General features: G+C 62.1%; 16 protein-coding genes and 1 tRNA gene. 12 read left to right on the top strand and 5 right to left on the bottom strand.

What is annotated here, in order from left to right:
- Window positions 1-82 precede the first annotated feature (82 nt).
- Entirely contained in the window at window positions 83-958 is an 876-nt protein-coding gene (locus tag X750_RS159430; protein WP_023688224.1) for an ATP-binding protein, read from the bottom strand.
- A gap of 271 nt (window positions 959-1,229) precedes the next feature.
- Here X750_RS159430 and yajC point away from each other — a divergent pair, with 271 nt between their 5' ends.
- The 5 genes from yajC to X750_RS159455 all read left to right on the top strand — a co-directional run bounded on the left by yajC (window position 1,230) and on the right by X750_RS159455 (window position 6,642).
- Window positions 1,230-1,577: a preprotein translocase subunit YajC gene (gene yajC / locus X750_RS159435; protein WP_023667680.1), complete on the top strand. Its 348-nt coding sequence runs from the start codon at window positions 1,230-1,232 to the stop codon at window positions 1,575-1,577.
- Between the two features lie 54 nt (window positions 1,578-1,631).
- Window positions 1,632-2,627: a hypothetical protein gene (locus X750_RS159440; protein WP_031242578.1), complete on the top strand. Its 996-nt coding sequence runs from the start codon at window positions 1,632-1,634 to the stop codon at window positions 2,625-2,627.
- Between the two features lie 217 nt (window positions 2,628-2,844).
- The gene (secDF, locus tag X750_RS159445; protein ID WP_023746755.1) at window positions 2,845-5,397 is read left to right on the top strand and encodes a protein translocase subunit SecDF; all 2,553 of its coding nucleotides are present in this window, start codon (window positions 2,845-2,847) and stop codon (window positions 5,395-5,397) included.
- Between the two features lie 11 nt (window positions 5,398-5,408).
- Window positions 5,409-5,798 (top strand): Mth938-like domain-containing protein, encoded by a 390-nt coding sequence (locus X750_RS159450; RefSeq protein WP_023688226.1) that lies wholly within the window; start codon window positions 5,409-5,411, stop codon window positions 5,796-5,798.
- 1 nt (window position 5,799) lies between these two features.
- Window positions 5,800-6,642, top strand: coding sequence for a phytoene/squalene synthase family protein (locus tag X750_RS159455; protein WP_031242575.1), 843 nt, complete (start codon window positions 5,800-5,802; stop codon window positions 6,640-6,642).
- A gap of 36 nt (window positions 6,643-6,678) precedes the next feature.
- Here X750_RS159455 and trmFO read toward each other — a convergent pair whose 3' ends face one another.
- The 3 genes from trmFO to X750_RS1000000164115 all read right to left on the bottom strand — a co-directional run bounded on the left by trmFO (window position 6,679) and on the right by X750_RS1000000164115 (window position 8,943).
- Window positions 6,679-8,091, bottom strand: a complete 1,413-nt coding sequence (gene trmFO, locus X750_RS159460; RefSeq protein WP_023733693.1) for a methylenetetrahydrofolate--tRNA-(uracil(54)-C(5))-methyltransferase (FADH(2)-oxidizing) TrmFO — start codon at window positions 8,089-8,091, stop codon at window positions 6,679-6,681.
- 516 nt (window positions 8,092-8,607) lie between these two features.
- A complete protein-coding gene (locus tag X750_RS1000000164120; RefSeq protein ID WP_023667673.1) occupies window positions 8,608-8,751 on the bottom strand; it encodes a DUF1127 domain-containing protein in 144 nt (47 codons plus the stop codon).
- 51 nt (window positions 8,752-8,802) lie between these two features.
- Window positions 8,803-8,943 carry a DUF1127 domain-containing protein gene (locus X750_RS1000000164115; RefSeq protein WP_006335194.1) on the bottom strand — a complete coding sequence of 47 codons (141 nt, stop codon included), beginning with the start codon at window positions 8,941-8,943 and terminating at the stop codon, window positions 8,803-8,805.
- Window positions 8,944-9,178: 235 nt separating this feature from the next.
- On the opposite strand from X750_RS1000000164115, the gene X750_RS159465 reads away from it, so the two are divergent.
- The 3 genes from X750_RS159465 to X750_RS159475 all read left to right on the top strand — a co-directional run bounded on the left by X750_RS159465 (window position 9,179) and on the right by X750_RS159475 (window position 12,393).
- Window positions 9,179-10,291 carry a DUF2157 domain-containing protein gene (locus X750_RS159465; RefSeq protein ID WP_023733692.1) on the top strand — a complete coding sequence of 371 codons (1,113 nt, stop codon included), beginning with the start codon at window positions 9,179-9,181 and terminating at the stop codon, window positions 10,289-10,291.
- On the top strand, window positions 10,288-10,869 hold the full coding sequence (locus tag X750_RS159470; RefSeq protein ID WP_023697610.1) for a GDYXXLXY domain-containing protein: 582 nt from the start codon (window positions 10,288-10,290) through the stop codon (window positions 10,867-10,869). Before X750_RS159465 ends, X750_RS159470 begins: the two co-directional genes overlap by 4 nt.
- Before the next feature lie 75 nt (window positions 10,870-10,944).
- Entirely contained in the window at window positions 10,945-12,393 is a 1,449-nt protein-coding gene (locus tag X750_RS159475; RefSeq protein WP_023710679.1) for an aromatic amino acid lyase, read from the top strand.
- A gap of 101 nt (window positions 12,394-12,494) precedes the next feature.
- On the opposite strand, the gene X750_RS159480 is transcribed toward X750_RS159475, so the two are convergent.
- Window positions 12,495-12,579 (bottom strand) — tRNA-Leu (locus X750_RS159480).
- 352 nt (window positions 12,580-12,931) lie between these two features.
- On the opposite strand from X750_RS159480, the gene tig reads away from it, so the two are divergent.
- The 4 genes from tig (at window position 12,932) to X750_RS159500 (ending at window position 17,133) form a co-directional block, all read left to right on the top strand.
- Entirely contained in the window at window positions 12,932-14,407 is a 1,476-nt protein-coding gene (tig, locus tag X750_RS159485; protein ID WP_023681635.1) for a trigger factor, read from the top strand.
- Between the two features lie 259 nt (window positions 14,408-14,666).
- Entirely contained in the window at window positions 14,667-15,047 is a 381-nt protein-coding gene (locus X750_RS159490; RefSeq protein ID WP_023667668.1) for a cytochrome c family protein, read from the top strand.
- Between the two features lie 152 nt (window positions 15,048-15,199).
- Window positions 15,200-16,132, top strand: a complete 933-nt coding sequence (locus tag X750_RS159495; protein ID WP_023705990.1) for a heme o synthase — start codon at window positions 15,200-15,202, stop codon at window positions 16,130-16,132.
- 179 nt (window positions 16,133-16,311) lie between these two features.
- Entirely contained in the window at window positions 16,312-17,133 is an 822-nt protein-coding gene (locus tag X750_RS159500) for a DUF2189 domain-containing protein (protein ID WP_023705989.1), read from the top strand.
- The last annotated feature ends 55 nt before the right edge of the window (window positions 17,134-17,188 follow it).

Raw genomic sequence — 17,188 nt, 5'->3', positions numbered from 1 at the left:
GGCCGTCTGACCTCCAGTCCGGCCCGCCGGCTCAGCCCGCTCCGCAAGGGGCGGGCTTTTTCAGTGACCTGACGGAAATCAATCAGTCGTTCAGCGGCTTGCCGAGCCGGCCGGCCAGATCCTGGGTGAACTGCCAGGCGACGCGGCCCGAGCGGCTGCCGCGCGTCGTTGCCCATTCCAGCGCCTCGGCGCGCAGCTGCTCCGGGTCGATAGTGAGCCCGTGATGGCTGGCATAGCTGTTGACCATGTCGAGATATTCGTCCTGCGAACATTTGTGGAAGCCGAGCCACAGGCCGAAACGGTCGGACAGCGAAACCTTTTCCTCGACCGCCTCGGACGGGTTGATGGCGGTCGAGCGCTCATTGTCGATCATGTCGCGCGGCAACAGGTGCCGGCGGTTCGACGTGGCGTAGAAGATGACATTGGCCGGGCGGCCCTCGACGCCGCCTTCAAGGGCTGCCTTCAGCGACTTGTAGGAGGTGTCGTCATGGTCGAAGGAGAGGTCGTCGCAAAACAGGATGAAGCGAAACGGCGCCGCCTTCAGCAGGCCCATCAACCTGGGCAGCGTGTCGATATCCTCGCGATGGATCTCGATCAGCTTGAGCGGCAGGTCGGATTTGGCCTGGGCGTTGATCTGCGCATGCACGGCCTTGACCAGCGAGGATTTGCCCATGCCGCGCGCACCCCACAACAACACATTGTTGGCGGCATGGCCGGCGGCGAAGCGTTCCGTGTTTTCGACCAGAATGTCGCGCACGCGGTCGACGCCGCGGATCAGGCCGATGTCGACGCGGTTGACCTTGCGCACCGGCTCGAGATAGCCGGGGTCGGCCTGCCAGACGAAGCAATCGGCAACCGCAAGATCGGTTTGCGGCACCGGCGGCGGGGCGAGGCGGGTGACCGCCTCGATCAGGCGGTCGAGCTTTTGGTTCAGGGCCTCGATGGTGCTGTCGGTCATGTCTCGTCTTTTATGTTTCCGCACGAACGTGCGTAGGGGCCGAAATCGTCTTGATCCGGGCGAGATAGAAACTGGTTCCAAGCTTTTGTTTGGGCATGATCTTTTGCGAAAACCACGCCCGTATTCCGGGAGCATGCTCTAACACGGGTCAACCGGCCGGAAAAGCAGCTGAAAGCCCGGCCGCGCAGTTGCATTGGTAACTTTACCCACTATATTCCGGCCAAATTTGGCGAGGCCGCCCTACGGCCTTCTTCGTAACCAGGAGTTCTTGATGTTCGTCACACCGGCATACGCCCAAGCTACCGGAACTCCGCTTGGTCCGTTCGGGGATATCGGCATGATACTCCCGTTCGTTCTGATCTTCGTGATCATGTATTTCCTCATCATCCGGCCGCAGCGCGCCCAGTTGAAGAAGCGCCAGGAGATGATCTCGGCCGTGCGCCGTGGCGACACGGTCATCACCGGCGGCGGCTTCGTCGGCAAGGTGACCAAGGTGATCGACGACAATGAGCTTGAGATCGACCTTGGCGGCGGCACCAAGGTGACGGCGCTGCGCTCGACGATCGCCGATGTTCGGGTCAAGGGCGAGCCGGTGGCCAACCAGAACGCCAAGAAGTAAGCCAGTTTCCCAAGCGGAGCGATCCGCGGGCAGAGCTCTGACAAAAGACGGCGTATGGTCCATTTTTCGCGCCTGAAAATGATCCTGATCTGGCTTGCTATGGCCACAATGCTCGTCGACGCGCCCAGTCTTCACGCTGCCGGCGCGGACGTGCTGCTTCGATTGGACGCGACCGATGTGATCGATCGCCGGTTGGAGGCGACGCGTGACGAAATCAGGACGCTGCTGCGCGATGCAAGGATCGGCTATACTGGTCTTGCTAAGTCGGGTCGGGCCGTTCAGGTGCATATCACCGACGCCGCTCAGGTCGGCGCGGCCAAGATGGCATTGGAGGCGGTGACTGATCCTGTCCTTGGCAGCGCTGGTCCGGTCCAGGAAGTGATCCTGGATGATACCGGAGCAGCGTTGCTCAAGTTCACGGTAACAGACACAGGTATCAAGTATCGGATGTCGATCGCGCTTGCGCAGTCGATCGTGGTCATTAAGAATCGCCTGCGTGATCTTGGTGTAGCGGACCCAGTAGTGCGGGCAGAGGGCGAAGACGGTATGCTGGTCCGGACCTCGGGCGTTGCGGATTTGCAAAGGCTGAGGAGAATTCTCACCCGAACCGGAATGCTGACTTTTCAGTGGGTTGATGAGTCGATGCCGGTCGCTGATGCGATCAATGGCCGGACGCCCGCTGGCTCGGTGGTGGTTTATTCGAAGGACGATCCACCGGTTCCCTATCTGGTTGAGAGCCGAACGATCGTTTCCAGTGACGACATTGTCAATGCTCAGGCGACTCCCAACTCCGTCACAAATGAGCCGGCGGTTTCGTTCACCTTCGATTCCAGGGCAACGGCACGCGTTGCGCAGGCGACCTCGCAGAATGTCGGCAAGCTATTTGCGATGATCCTCGACAACCAAGTGCTTTCGGTGCCAGTCGTCCGCGAGCCAATTCTTAACGGCCGCGGCCAGATATCGGGCAACCTTACAAAGGAGAACGCCGATGATCTGGCCTTGCTTTTGCGTTCCGGACCGATGCCTGCACAATTGAAAATAGTCGAGTAGCGCACGATAGCGCCCGGCGGTGATCAGAATTAGAATGGAACCGACAGAGGCGATTGACGCCGAAACCGCTGCCGGCGGCAGCGCCAAATTGACCTCAGCGCGCTCGACAATCGGCGAAGTGCGGGTTAAGGGCGAGCCGGTGGCAAATAAGAACGCCAAGAAATAACCGAATTGTCGGCGGAACGATCCGCCAGTACGCCCTGACGGACAACGCCATATGCTGTATTTTTCGCGCCTGAAGATGATCCTGATCTGGATCGCCGTGGCCGTCACATTCATCCTTGCCGCGCCAAATCTCTTCCCGGCCAGCACATTGGCGCAATTGCCCAACTGGGTGCCGAAGCGGCAGATGACGCTTGGTCTCGATCTGCAGGGCGGTTCGCACATCCTCTTGCAGATGGACCAGAACGACCTGGTCAAGGCGCAGCTGGAAACGACGCGCGACGAGATCCGCACGCTGCTGCGCGATGCCAAGGTGGGCTATACCGGCCTTGGCGGCACCGGCAGGACCGTACAAGTGCGCATCACCGATCCAACCCAGATCGATGCCGCCAAGGCGGCGCTTAAGCCGCTGACCGATCCGGTCGCCGCCGGCCTGTTCACCGGTGGCTCCATCCAGGAGATGTCCCTGGATGATTCCGAAGCCGGGCTGCTCAAATTCACCGTCACCGACGCCGGCATCAAATACCGCACCTCGGCCGCATTGGCGCAGTCGATCGAAGTCGTCGAGCGTCGCGTCAACGAACTCGGCACCACCGAGCCGATCGTGCAGCGGCAGGGCGACGACCGTGTACTCGTCCAGGTGCCGGGCCTGCAGGATCCGCAAAGGCTGAAGGAGATCATCGGCCAGACCGCCAAGATGACCTTCCAGATGGTCGATACCTCGATGTCGGTGCAGGATGCGCTGAACGGCCGCCCGCCGGCAGGCTCCTCGGTGCTTTATTCGCAGGACGATCCGCCGGTTCCGTATCTGGTGGAAAATCGCGTCATCGTGTCCGGTGAAGATCTTGCCAAGGCGACGGCAACCTATGATTCCCGAAACAACGAGCCGGTGGTTTCGTTCGTCTTCAACTCGCGCGGTGCGACACGATTCGGCCAGGCGACGCAGCAGAATGTCGGCAAGCCGTTCGCCATCATCCTCGACAATCAGGTGATTTCGGCGCCGGTGATCCGCGAACCGATCCTCGGCGGCAGCGGCCAGATCTCAGGCAATTTCACCGCCGAAAGCGCCAACGACCTCGCCGTGCTGCTGCGCGCCGGCGCGCTGCCGGCAAAGCTGACCGTGATCGAAGAACGCACCGTCGGCCCGGGCCTCGGCCAGGATTCGATCCATGCCGGCAAGGTCGCCGGCATCATCGGCTCCATTCTCGTCGTCGCCTTCATGTTCGTCGCCTACGGACTTCTCGGCTTCCTCGCCAACATTGCGCTCGCCGTGCACGTGGCGATGATCGTCGGGGTCTTGTCGCTGCTTGGCGCGACACTGACCTTGCCCGGCATTGCCGGTATCGTGCTGACCATCGGCATGGCGGTCGATTCCAACGTGCTGATCTATGAGCGTATCCGAGAGGAGCGACGGGCCGGCCGTTCGGTCATCCAGTCGATCGACACAGGCTTCACCAAGGCGTTGGCGACCATCGTGGATTCCAACGTGACGTCGCTGATTGCCACGGTCGTGCTGTTCTATCTCGGCACCGGACCGGTCAAGGGCTTCGCCATCACCTATGCCATCGGCATTTTGACCACGGTGTTCACCGCCTTCACCTTCACCCGTCTGCTGGTGTCGATCTGGCTGCGCCGTGCGCGTCCGAAGGAATTGCCGCGTGCGCCGGTGACCTTCGTTCCGGCCGGCACGAAAATCCCGTTCATGGGCATCCGCCGCTGGACGTTCGCACTGTCCAGCCTGCTGTCGATCGCGTCGGTTATCGGATTCCTGACCATCGACATCAACTACGGCATCGACTTCAAGGGCGGCTCGATCATCGAGGTGCAGTCCAAGCAAGGCGACGCCGATATTGGCGATATCAGAAGCCGGCTGTCGGAGCTCAATATCGGTGAAGTGCAGGTCCAGCAATTCGGCGCGCCGAATGACGTGCTGATCCGCGTTGGCACCCAGGATGGCGGTGAGAACGCCGAGCAGACCGTCATCGACAAGGTGCGCGGCGAGCTGCAGGACAATTACGATTTCCGCCGCGTCGAGGTGGTGGGTCCCACCGTTTCGGGCGAACTGGCCAAGCAAGGCACGATTGCGATGATCATCGCGCTGATCGGCATCCTGGTCTATGTCTGGTTCCGCTTCGAATGGCAGTTCGCGGTCGGCGCAATCGTGGCGACGGTGCACGATGTGGTGATGACGCTGGGCTTCTTCGTCATCACCGGGCTCGAGTTCAACCAGTCTTCGCTGGCGGCGATCCTGACCATTATCGGCTATTCGCTCAACGACACGATCGTCGTCTATGACCGTGTTCGAGAAGATTTGGGAAAATACAAACGAATGCCGCTCCCACAATTGTTGAACAACGCCATCAACGAGACGCTGTCGAGAACGACGCTGACTTCGGTGACGACCATCCTGGCGCTGCTGGCGCTCGTGTTGTTCGGCGGCGAGGTGATCCGCTCGTTCACCATGGCGATGCTGTTCGGCGTCGTCTTCGGCACCTATTCGTCGATCTTCATCGCAGCGCCCTTGCTGATCCTGTTCAGGCTCAGGCCGCAGGGAGCGAGCGCCGATGAGGAGAAGCCGGTTGGTGGCGGCAAGGCCATGGCGACCTGACGGCTGCGCTGGTGGCAAAAGGCATCGTCATCCGCGAGGCGCATTTCCCCGGACGGGCGCCGATCGAAGCCTACGGCAATGGCGGCTTCCGCTTCGCCGACATGTCGCATCGCGGCTCGCTTCTTTGCCTGCCCTCCGGCATCCATGGCTGGGAGCCGGCCGATCCGCTGGCCCTGACGGCGGCGGATTTCGACCTGCTGCTGGCTGAGGCCGGCAAGGTCGAGATCCTGCTGGTCGGCACAGGCAAGGATTTGCGGCCCTTGCCGACAGCACTTCGGGCGGCGCTGAAAGCGGCTGGCATTGGCTCCGACCCGATGTCGACGGGGGCAGCGGTGCGGACCTACAATGTTCTGCTTGCCGAAGACCGCGCCGTGGCCGCGGCGCTGATCGCCGTCGACTGACGTGACCGATACAGCTGACATCGTCATGGAGACGGTGCGCGCCGGCGACCATGACCGCTATGTCAGCGCACTCTATGCACCGGCCAACAAGCGCGCGGCGCTGTTTTCGCTTTACGCCTTCAATGCCGAGATTGCGTCTGTCCGAGACCGCATCCACGAGGCATTGCCGGGCGAAGTGAGGCTGCAATGGTGGCGCGATGTCATCGCTGCTGAAGCCGCAGCCACAGGCAACCCGCTCGCCGATGCGCTGAAGGCGACGATTTCTGCCCATGGCCTGCCCAAAACTGCCTTCGACAACATGCTCGAGGCCCGCATCTTCGACCTCTATGACGATCCGATGCCGTCGCGCACCGATCTCGAGGGATATTGCGGCGAGACGGCGGCCGCGCTGATCCAGCTGGCGGCGATGGTGCTCGATCCCAATCAGGCGCCGCCCTTTGCCGAACTGGCGGGCAGGGCCGGCTGCGCCCAGGCGATGACCGGCCTGTTGCTGCTGTTGCCGCTGCATCGCCGGCGCGGGCAATGCTTCGTGCCGGCGGATATCCTTGCCGCGGTAGGCTCATCGCCGGAAGAGTTCGTCGGCGGCGACGACGGCCCCGGCGCTCAGCGCGCGGTGGCTGCGATGATTGCATTGGCGCAGGAGCATCTCCGCGCTTTCGAGCAAGGGGCGTCCGCACTTCCGGAAACGCTGCGTCCGGCGTTCCTGCCGCTGGCGCTGACCAGCGCCTATCTCGGCAAGATGGCCAATGGCCGCTCGCCGCTTGGTGGCGCAGCCCGGCTTTCGGCTCTGCGCCGGCATTGGCTGTTGCTCAGGCGCGCAACGCGGGGTTGGCCAGCGAGTTGACGTAAACGTCAATCGCGTTAGGACTCTGAGACTTGGCTATTCAGCAGCTTCCGATGTTTGCGCCGGCAGCCCTAGCCACTCCCGACAATCTGCCCGCGCGCGTGAGGTGATCGCGTGGCGCTTGGCCACCGTCTTGTCCTTGCCGCGCAGGCGTTTGCCTTCGGTCTTCGGTGCTTCCACCGGCGGGAACAGGCCGAAATTGACGTTCATCGGCTGGAACGAGCGTTTGCCCGGCTCGTCGTCGGAAACGATGTGGCCGCCGGTGATGTGGTTGAGCAAGGCGCCGAAGGCGGTGGTGAGCGGTGGCAGCGATGGCGCGTGGCCGAGCCGCTCGGCGGCGGCGAAGCGGCCGGCGAGCAGGCCGATCGCCGCGCTCTCGACATAGCCCTCGCAGCCGGTGATCTGGCCGGCAAAGCGCAGGCCCGGCCGCGACTTCAGCTGCAGCGAGGCGTCGAGCAAGGTCGGCGAATTGATGTAGGTGTTGCGGTGCAGGCCGCCGAGACGGGCGAACTCGGCGTTTTCCAGGCCCGGAATGGTGCGGAAGACGCGCACCTGCTCGGCATGCTTCAGCTTGGTCTGGAAACCGACCATGTTGTAGAGCGTGCCCAGCGCATTGTCCTGGCGCAGCTGCACCACGGCATAGGCTTTTACCGTCGGATTGTGGGCATTGGTCAGCCCCATCGGCTTCATCGGCCCGTAGCGCAGCGTCTCAACGCCGCGCTCGGCCATGATTTCGATCGGCAGGCAGCCGTCGAAATAGGGCGTGCCTTCCCACTGCTTGAATTCGGTCTTCTGGCCGTCGACCAGCGCCTGTACGAAGGCGAGATACTGGTCCTTGTCCATCGGGCAATTGATGTAGTCCTTGCCGGTGCCGCCGGGCCCAACCTTGTCGTAGCGCGACTGGAACCAGCAAATGTCCATGTCGATCGTGTCGAAATGGATGATCGGGGCGATGGCGTCGAAGAAGGCCAGCGCGTCGGCGCCGGTTGCCTCGGCGATCGACTGGGCGAGCGACGGCGCGGTCAACGGGCCGGTGGCGATGATCGCCTGGTCCCATTCCGCCGGCGGCAAGCCCGGCACTTCCTCCCGCTCGATGGTGATCAGCGGGTGCGCTTCGAGCCTTTTCGTCACCGCGTCGGAGAAGCCGTCGCGATCGACGGCCAGCGCGCCGCCGGCCGGCACCTGGTTGGCGTCGCCGGCACTCATGATCAGCGAGCCGGCCAACCGCATTTCGGCATGCAGCAGGCCGACGGCATTGTTCTCGGCATCGTCGGAGCGGAAGGAATTGGAACAGACGAGTTCGGCAAGCCCATCGGTCTTGTGCGCATCGGTGCCGCGCACCGGGCGCATCTCATGCAGGACGACGGGAACGCCGGCTTGCGCTGCCTGCCATGCGGCTTCGGAGCCGGCGAGGCCGCCGCCGACGACGTGGATAGGATTTTTGCTCATGAGCGCCGGAATAATCGCTTGGCGCGCCGTTTGCAATTGGCCGGTGCGAGCGTGGGTCATTGTCGTGCAGCGACGGAGCTCGACTTTCTTATGTCCGCGGCGACGGTCTGATGGCGGCGTAAAGCGCCTCGATCGACTGCATGCGCAATTGAAAAGCCTGCCCAAAAACAACAACACCCGCCGCGGGAGGAGGTGCGGCGGGTGTCGTTTTTGGGGCCGATCCTCGGGAGGAGGTGGGGATCGGCCGTATTCGCCATCGCCGGGGAGGAGGTCGGCTTTGACGAAATTCTTTTCGCCGGATCGAGGGAGGCGAAATCCCTGGAAGACGAACTGCGTTCACTTTGAAGACGAACTAGCGTTCGCTTCGGAAAGACGAACTGCGTTCGCTTTGGAAACAGCGCCCGCCGCGGGAGGAGGTGCGGCGGGCGCCGTTTTGGTGGTCAACCCTCGGGAGGAGGTGAAGGCTGACCGTATCCGTCAGGGTCGGGGAGGAGGTCGACCCTGGCGAAATTCTGGCTAGATCGTCGCCCTGCGGGCGATGATCTTGATCTCGTCACGGACGATGCCGAGATCATGGAGCTGACGGTTCGAAAGGCGACCCAGCTCGGTAACGGTGTCGCGGTAAACGCGCCAGTTACGATAGTTGCGGATCAGGTTCATTGTCGTTCTCTTTTTCAAAACTGGTTCGGACCATTTGCGATCCGAAGAGGATTAGACCGCCTTGCGGGCGACGTAGTGGATGTCGCTGCGGCTGATGCCGAGGTCGGTCAGTTCACGGTTCGACAGGCGGCTCAGCTCGGAGACGGTGTCCCGGTAGCGGCGCCAGTTGCGGTAGTTGCGGATCAGGTTCATGGTAGTGCTCGTTTCGTCTTTCTTCGGATCATTCCGTTTGTGTACGAACAGTAAATAGGCTGGGTAATATCGATTTAAAAGTGCTGTTGGCGCATGGCAGCAATGCAAATTGTGCAATGCAACATTAACGCGCGTTCACGGCTTCGTCATGAAGAGACCCGAATCGGAAAATGACGTTGCGTCAACGATTTGAGCGGATCGGCTGTCAGAAAGACCAAGCTGGGGGAGAAGCGACATGGCGAGTTATTCGTCACGGGCGAGGGCCGATATCGGGCGGTGGCTGCAGGCCGGCCTGATCGACGCGAAGACGGCCGATGCGCTTAAGTGCGACATCGACGCAAACGAGCGCAAATCGCTGAGCTTCGGCACTATATTGGCCATGATGGCGGCGCTGCTGTTCGGCGCCGCGATCCTGCTCTTCGTCGCCGCCAACTGGGACGCCATCCCGCGGCTGGTGCGGGTCGCGGCACTGTTTGCCGTCATTCTCGCCGGCTATGTCGGCGGCGCGGTGTTGAAGATGCGCGACCATGCGGCGATCGGCGAGGCGCTGTGGATCGTGGCCGCCGCGGCCTTCGGCGGATCGATCGCGCTGATCGGCCAGATGTACCATCTCACGGGCGACGAGGCCTCGGCCATCGTCACCTGGGGCATCGGCACGGCACTTGCCGCGGTGGCGTTGCGCTCGAACCCGCTGACGGTCGCTGCCGTCGGCATATCCATTGCCTGGCTGTTCGTGCGCGCGTTCGACTTTTATGACCGCCCCGTATTTCCGGATTTCTTCGTCGTGATGGCGCCGGTGCTTTTTGTCGTCTCATTCTGGACGCGTAGCCAGCCGGCACGCCACTTGATCATTCTCTCGGTCATTTTCTATATCGCGGTGCGCGGCCTGGACCAGAACACGCTCGCCCTGGCTATTCCTCTGGTCGCGGTGTCGGCGCTGCTGTTTGCGGTTTCGATCTTCGCCGCTGGGCCGGCCGACCGGATCTTGCAACTCGGCGGGCGGTTGCCTTTGCACGCCTTGATCGGCTTTCTCACCGGGCTGGCGATGATGCAGATCGAACTGGGCGATGACAACGCCTTCAGCAACGGCTTTGCCATTGCGTCGGTCATCGCACTGGCCGGCATTGCCGCGGCGATCATGCTGGGCGGGCGCGAGAGCAGGGGGCTGCGCTGGGTTGCCTATGCCGGCTTTGCCTTCGAGCTCGCCATTATCTATGTCGTGACCTTGCAGACGATGCTCGGCACGGCCGGCTTCTTCCTGGCTGCCGCAGTGCTGTTCGGCATCCTGGCTCTCGTCATCATCCGTGTGGAAAAACGCATGAAGGCCCCGGAAGGAGCGGCAGCATGATGTCGGGAAAGAAACTTGTCATCTCGGCGCTGGTCCTGGCGCTCGTCCAGATCGGCTTCCTGAGCTGGATCATCGCCGGCCGCGCGGCGATCCTGCGCAACGGCAAGGAGGTCTTGCTGAAAGTCGAGCCGGTCGATCCGCGCGATCTGCTGCGCGGCGACTATATTATCCTCGGCTATGAAATATCGCGCTTGCCGGTGAAGCTGATCGCCAACATCCCGGCCGGCCAGCTCGTGAGCGAGAACACGCCGATCGTGGTCCGGCTGAAGCCGGGTGCCGACGGCTATTGGCATGCGACCACGGCCTGGTTCGGCAAGGCTCCGACGCCGGCGACCGCCGACGAAGCCGATATTGTCGGCCAGGTCGCGCCGGGCTGGACGCTTGATCCTGAATCCACGATCGCACCGCAATACGGCATCGACCGCTTCTACCTACCTGAGGGCCAGGGCATGGCGATCCAGAACGACATGCGGGTGCGGCCATTCGGCGTGCGCATCGCGCTCGCCGCCAGTGGCCAGGCACAGATCAAGGCGCTGATGGACGGCGACAAGACATTGTTTGAGGAACCGCTCTACTAGAAGACATTACCCAGGGCATGGATTTCGGCAACGATCGATCGCTTCGCCCTCATGCAAACCAGACGGGCGAAGACAATGCCGATTACGGTGACGACGCGCGAAGATATCAATCTCGATGCCGTTTTGCGCGTCGCCTGGAGAAACGACACGGTCGAAATCGGCGACAAGGCCTTGCAACGCATTGCCGAATGCCGCGCCTCGTTCCTGAAACTCATTGAGTCCGATCCGCCGCCGGTCATCTACGGCGTCACCACCGCGATGGGCGAGCTGGCAAGCCGCAAGCTCGAACTTGACGAGCGCGACCGCCATGCGCGCATCAAGGCTTTTGCTGCCGCCACATCGTTCGGTGAGCCATTGCCTGAGCGCGTCGTAAGGGCGATCGTGTTGGCGCGGCTGACCAACTTTATCGAAGGCAATGCCGCGACCACGCCGCGCATCGCACGGGCGGTCGCGGCGATGCTCGACGGCGGCCCGATGCCGGTGGTGCCGTCGCAAGGGCAGGGTGGCGCCGGCGAGATCCTGGCGCTCTATCCGCTGTTTGCTGCGCTTACCGCCAGCCTTGAGCTTGAGGTGAAGGAGCGCGGTTCGCTGATCAACGGCTCGCCCTGCGCGGCGGCACTGGTGGCGGACGCAGCACTTGCCGCGCGTCGTCGCCTCGCCATGGCGCACAAGGTGTTCGCGCTGTCGATCGAAGCGTTTCGTGCGCCGCTCGAGCATTATGATGCAGCGCTCGACGGGCTCTGGGGCGACGAACACGAAGCGGCCGCCTTGCAAGGGTTGCGGCAGTTTCTGGTCGGCGCAGGGGATGGACGGCGCAATTATCAGGCGCCGGTCAGCTACCGCATCGTGCCGCGTGTGCTCGGCCATGCGCATCGGGCGCTGGCCGGCGCCGAGCAGGCGGCGACCGTATCGCTGGCCTCGATCTCGGACAATCCAGTCTATATCCCGCCCGACGCGGCGCACCCGCTGGGGCGCTGCATCTCGACCGGCGGCTATCACAATGCCATGGCGACGCCGGCGCTCGACGATCTGGCGGCGATCTGGGCCGATCTCTGCCTGCTCTGCGACCGCCACGCCTCAAAGCTGCTGAACGGCAAGGTGTCGCTGCTGCCCGACCTGTTGATGACCGGGCGGCATTGGGCCGACAGCGACGGGCACGGCAATGTCGGCTATGTGCCGATGGCGATCACCGGCTATCTCGAACAGGCCAAACTCGCGGCGCAGCGCACCTTCATTCCGGGCACCGAATCGGCCGGCGCCGGCCAGGACGACGTCGCCACCACCGCATTCTTCGCCTGGACCAAGGAAGCGACGGCCGGCCGCTGCCTCGATGCGGCAATGGCGATGCTGGCGATGATCGCCTCGCAGGCCCTGTACGTGACTGAACGCGCCGCGCCGCCGGCATTGCAGGATTTTGTCGCGGATATCAGGAAGATCGTGCCGCCGGTCGACGCCGACCGGGTGCTGGGGCCGGAGCTGGCGAAATTGGCGGAGTGGTTTACCGGTCAAGTGTTTGAAGTGTAGGCCGTCGCCGCCAGTCCTCCTACGCCACGGCTTCGGAGGACACCCTTCGCTTTATCAAGCTCCTGGGTGGCCTGCCACCCGAAGCTCGATAGAGCGAAGGGTGGTGCGGATGAAGGGACTCGAACCCCCACGCCTTTCGGCACTGGAACCTAAATCCAGGGCGTCTACCAGTTCCGCCACATCCGCATTTGTCGGCAATCCCATGTAGCCATCATTCTGTCAATGTCGGGGCGAAAATGTCTGCCGTTGGGGCGGTCATTCGCTGCAACGCGAAGATGGTTGAAAATTGGCCTCGCCTGTGACAAAAGGCGTGTCAAATGTGACGGGACGCGCCGATCCGCTTCTGCAGAATGTGATAAGAAGTAGGAAAAACAAGAACTTATTCACATCTTGGAACGCAGTTTGGAAGAATTTGAGCCGTAATTTCGGTCAAATCGCCAGGTTCCGTACCAAAAGCCATTCCCGGCAAGATTGTACCGGCAGGCTGTGAACGGCAAGACGCCGTGGCAGCCTCTTTGGTGAAGATAAAGGTTTTACGATGCAGGTCACCGAAACGCTCAACTCCGGTCTCAAGCGCGAGATCAAGATCACCGTGCCGGCCGGTGATATGGAAGCCAAGCTGATGGCGCGGCTGTCCGACGCCAGGAACAAGGTCCGCATCAACGGCTTCCGTCCCGGCAAGGTGCCTGTGCAGCATTTGCGCAAGGTCTACGGCAAGTCGTTCATGGCCGAAGTGGTCAATGAGATCCTCAACGATTCGACCCGTTCGATCATCACGGGGCGCGGCGAAAAGGCCGCCATGCAGCCTGAAGTGATCATGACGGAAGACGAGAAAGAGGCCGAGAAGATCCTGGCCGGCGGCGCCGACTTCGAATTCCGCCTCAACTACGAGGTCATCCCGGCGATCGAGATCAAGGATTTCTCCGACATCAAGGTGACGCGCCAGGTATTCGAAGTGCCGGACAGCGAAATCGACGAGCAGGTCCAGCGCGTTGCCGAATCGGCGCGCAGCTTCGAGCCGAAGACCGGCAAGGCGGCCGAAGGCGACCGCGTTTCGATCGACTATGTCGGCAAGATCGACGGCGAGGCCTTTTCCGGCGGCGCCGGCACCGACCAGCCGCTGGTTCTGGGGTCCAAGGAATTCATTCCGGGCTTCGAGGACCAACTGATCGGCGCCAAGGCCGGCGACGAGAAGCAGGTCACGGTCACTTTCCCGGAAAACTACCAGGCCGCGCATCTGGCCGGCAAGGAAGCCACCTTCGACGTCACCGTCAAGGAAGTGTCCAAGCCCGGCGCGCTGGAAATCAACGACGAGATGGCCAAGAACCTCGGCCTGGAATCGCTGGAGCGCCTGCGCGACGTGGTGCGCGGCCAGATCGAGAACCAGTTCGGTTCGATGACCCGCCAGAAGGTCAAGCGCCAGCTGCTCGACCAGCTTGACGCGGCCTATTCGTTCGAGGCGCCGTCGAAGCTCGTCGATGCCGAGTTCAACAACATCTGGACCCAGGTCAACCGCGATCTCGAAGCCGCCGGCCGTACCTTCGCCGACGAGGAGACGACGGAAGAAGAGGCACGCGCCGAATATCTGCGGCTTGCCGAGCGCCGCGTGCGTCTCGGCCTGGTTTTGGCCGAGATCGGCGAGAAGGCCGGCGTCACCGTTTCCGACGAGGAACTGCAGCGCGGCCTGTTCGAGCAGGTGCGCCGCTACCCGGCCAACCAGCAGCAGGAAGCCTTCGAGTTCTATCGCAGCAATCCGGAAGCCCTGAACACGCTGCGCGCGCCGATGTTCGAGGAGAAGGTCGTCGACCATCTGCTCAGCCAGATCTCGGTCACCGACGTCAAGGTCAGCAAGGAAGAGCTGATGGCTGACGACGAAGAGGGCGATACCGCCAAGGCCAAGCCGGCGAAGAAGGCCGCTGCCAAGAAGGCCGACAAGGCTGAAAAGGCCGACGACGCGGAAGAGCCGAAGAAGAAGGCAGCCCCGAAGAAGAAGGCCGCCAAGGACGCCGAATAAGCGCCTGACGACAAGATCAGACAAAAGGCCGCCCTCGAGGCGGCCTTTTTCGTTGTGGCGGTCTCTTGAGCCACCGCAGCCCACCTGAACCTTTGTACGGTCGACCTGTTCTACCTACCGGCCACATTCTGTGGTACACAGGTGGCGCAATTCCATCTGGGGAGGAGCGGAGAATCTATTCTGCCGTGCAGGGCGCATGCTGGTGCTACCAGCATGTGCAGACCGTCTGAGGCAAATTTGACGATCAGGGAGGAATGCCATGCGCTTGGTTGCGTTTTTCGCCGTCGTTTCCGTTGCAACTTTCATCGCCAATCCATCGCGGGCACAGGACGCCGCGGCGGGCGAGAAGGTCTTTACCAAATGCAAGGTCTGCCACGTCGCAGACCAAGACACCAACAAGATAGGCCCTTCGTTGCATGGCGTTATCGGCCGGACGGCCGGCACGCATCCGGATTTTAAATATTCCGAAGCCATGATCGCGGCCGGCACATCCGGCGTCAAATGGGATGAGCCGACACTGACGACGTATCTTCACGACCCCAAGGCAATGGTCAAAGGGACGAAGATGGCGTTTCCCGGCCTCAAGAAGGACGAGGACGTCGCCAACGTCATCGCCTATCTGAAGCAATTTTCCCCGTAACCTGGCTCTTCGGCCGGCCAGAGCGTTTCACCGTTCACGGAAACGGCGATCCACTCGATCTCTTTGTTCTTACGCAATTCCGGACGGAAAACCCCATACACTTTTCCTGGAATTGCTCTAGGCTGCCCGGTTTCCATCGATGGTCGTCTCAAATGTCGGTCAAGGAAAGCCTCAAGGATACCGGCGTCCGCCTCTCGGAAGCGACGGTCAGTGATTTCTTTGCGCTCTTGAAGCCTCGGGTCATGGCCCTTGCCGTCTTTACCGCCTTCGTCGGTCTGATGGTGGCGCCCGGCGCGATGAACCCGGTCATCGCCGTGATCGCCATAGGTGCGATTGCGGTTGGAGCGGGAGCGGCCGGCGCGCTCAACATGTGGTACGACGCCGACATCGACGCGCTGATGTCGCGCACGTCAAAGCGGCCGGTTCCGTCGGGCCGCGTCACGGCCGGCGAAGCGCTCGGCTTCGGCCTGGTGCTTTCCGCACTTTCGGTCATGACGCTCGGCGTGCTGGTGGGCTGGCTTGCCGCGTCACTGCTGGCCTTCACAATCTTTTTCTACGTCGTCATCTATACGATGTGGCTGAAGCGCTCGACGCCGCAGAACATCGTCATCGGCGGCGCAGCGGGTGCCCTTCCTCCGATGATCGGCTGGGCGGCGGCCACCGGCGCCATCGGCATTGAAAGCCTGATCCTGTTCCTGATCATTTTCCTGTGGACGCCGCCGCATTTCTGGGCGCTCGCACTGTTCAAGGCCGGCGACTATGCCGCTGCCGGCATCCCGATGATGCCGAACGTGGCCGGCCAGGCCTCGACCAGAAGGCAGATCTTCGCCTATTCACTGCTCCTGGCACCGATCGGCATGCTGCCCTGGGCGTTCGGATTTACGAGCGGGGTCTATGGGATCGTTTCGGCTGCATTGGGCGCGGGTTTCATCTGGCATGCCTGGAAGGCTCTGGTCATACCCGACAAGGAGATGAAGCCGGCCAAGGCGCTGTTTGCCTATTCGATTTTTTATCTTTTCGCGATCTTTGCCGTGCTGCTTGCCGACACCATCGCGATGCGCGCGTTCATGTCAGCCGGAGGGTGACGGCATGACGCTGTGTTCGGAAACCTCGCCTTCCGGGAGCCTTTTGTAAGAACGGGCGACAAGCTCCAGTCAATGGAGTATATTGATTGCGGTGCAGGTCGCGGTTCGCGTGGCCAGTCATGCAGAACGGCAGCACCGTGAAACCGCGACCTTGCCGGACCTGGTCTGGAGGAACGGGCATGACAAGTTTTCACGTGATTGCAGGCGCCAGCGAAACGCTGGAACACACCAAAATCCGAAAAATCAGTGTTTCCGATCTTTTCGATGCGCTCAAGCGCGGTGTTGACGATTTTATGGTCAAACCGTCGCACATCGTCTTTCTCTGCCTGATCTATCCGCTTGTCGGCGTGGTGCTCGCTGCCTGGACTTCGGGCGCCAATGCGTTGCCGATGTTGTTTCCGCTGGTGTCCGGCTTTGCGCTGATCGGTCCATTCGCGGCGATCGGCCTCTATGAGATCAGCCGCAGACGAGAAGCCGGGCTCGACACCTCCTGGACGCACGCTTTCGAGGTCAGGAATTCTCCGGCCCTGCCAGCCATCGCCGCAGTCGGGATCATGCTGGTTGCAATCTTCATCGCCTGGCTTTTGGCGGCGCAGGTGTTCTACGAATATCTCTTCGGCCCGGCTCCGCCTGTATCGATTTCGGGCTTCATCAATGAAATATTTGCCACCGGACGCGGGTGGTCTCTGATTGTCCTGGGGCACGCCATCGGCTTCGTCTTCGCCGTGGTGGTGTTGTGCACGACGGTCGTCGCCTTCCCATTGCTGCTCGACCGCGACGTCGGCGCCTACGAAGCCATCCACACGTCGGTGCGAGCGGTGCTGGCGAACCCGATCCCCATGGCTGTCTGGGGACTGATTGTCGCCGTCGCCCTGATCATAGGCTCGCTGCCGGTGTTTGCCGGGCTGGCGGTCGTGCTGCCGATCCTGGGTCACGCCACCTGGCATGTCTACCGCAAGGTTGTGGAGCCGCCATCGTCCCCGACGCGGGTAGGCCTCTGACCCTGCAGATCAGCTGATGGGAAGCTTCATCTCCGGTCTTTGACCGGAGATGAAG

Source organism: Mesorhizobium sp. LNJC391B00, from assembly GCF_000502535.1.
Taxonomy (GTDB): Bacteria; Pseudomonadota; Alphaproteobacteria; order Rhizobiales; family Rhizobiaceae; genus Mesorhizobium.
This window is presented reverse-complemented; position numbering and strand designations above follow the sequence as displayed.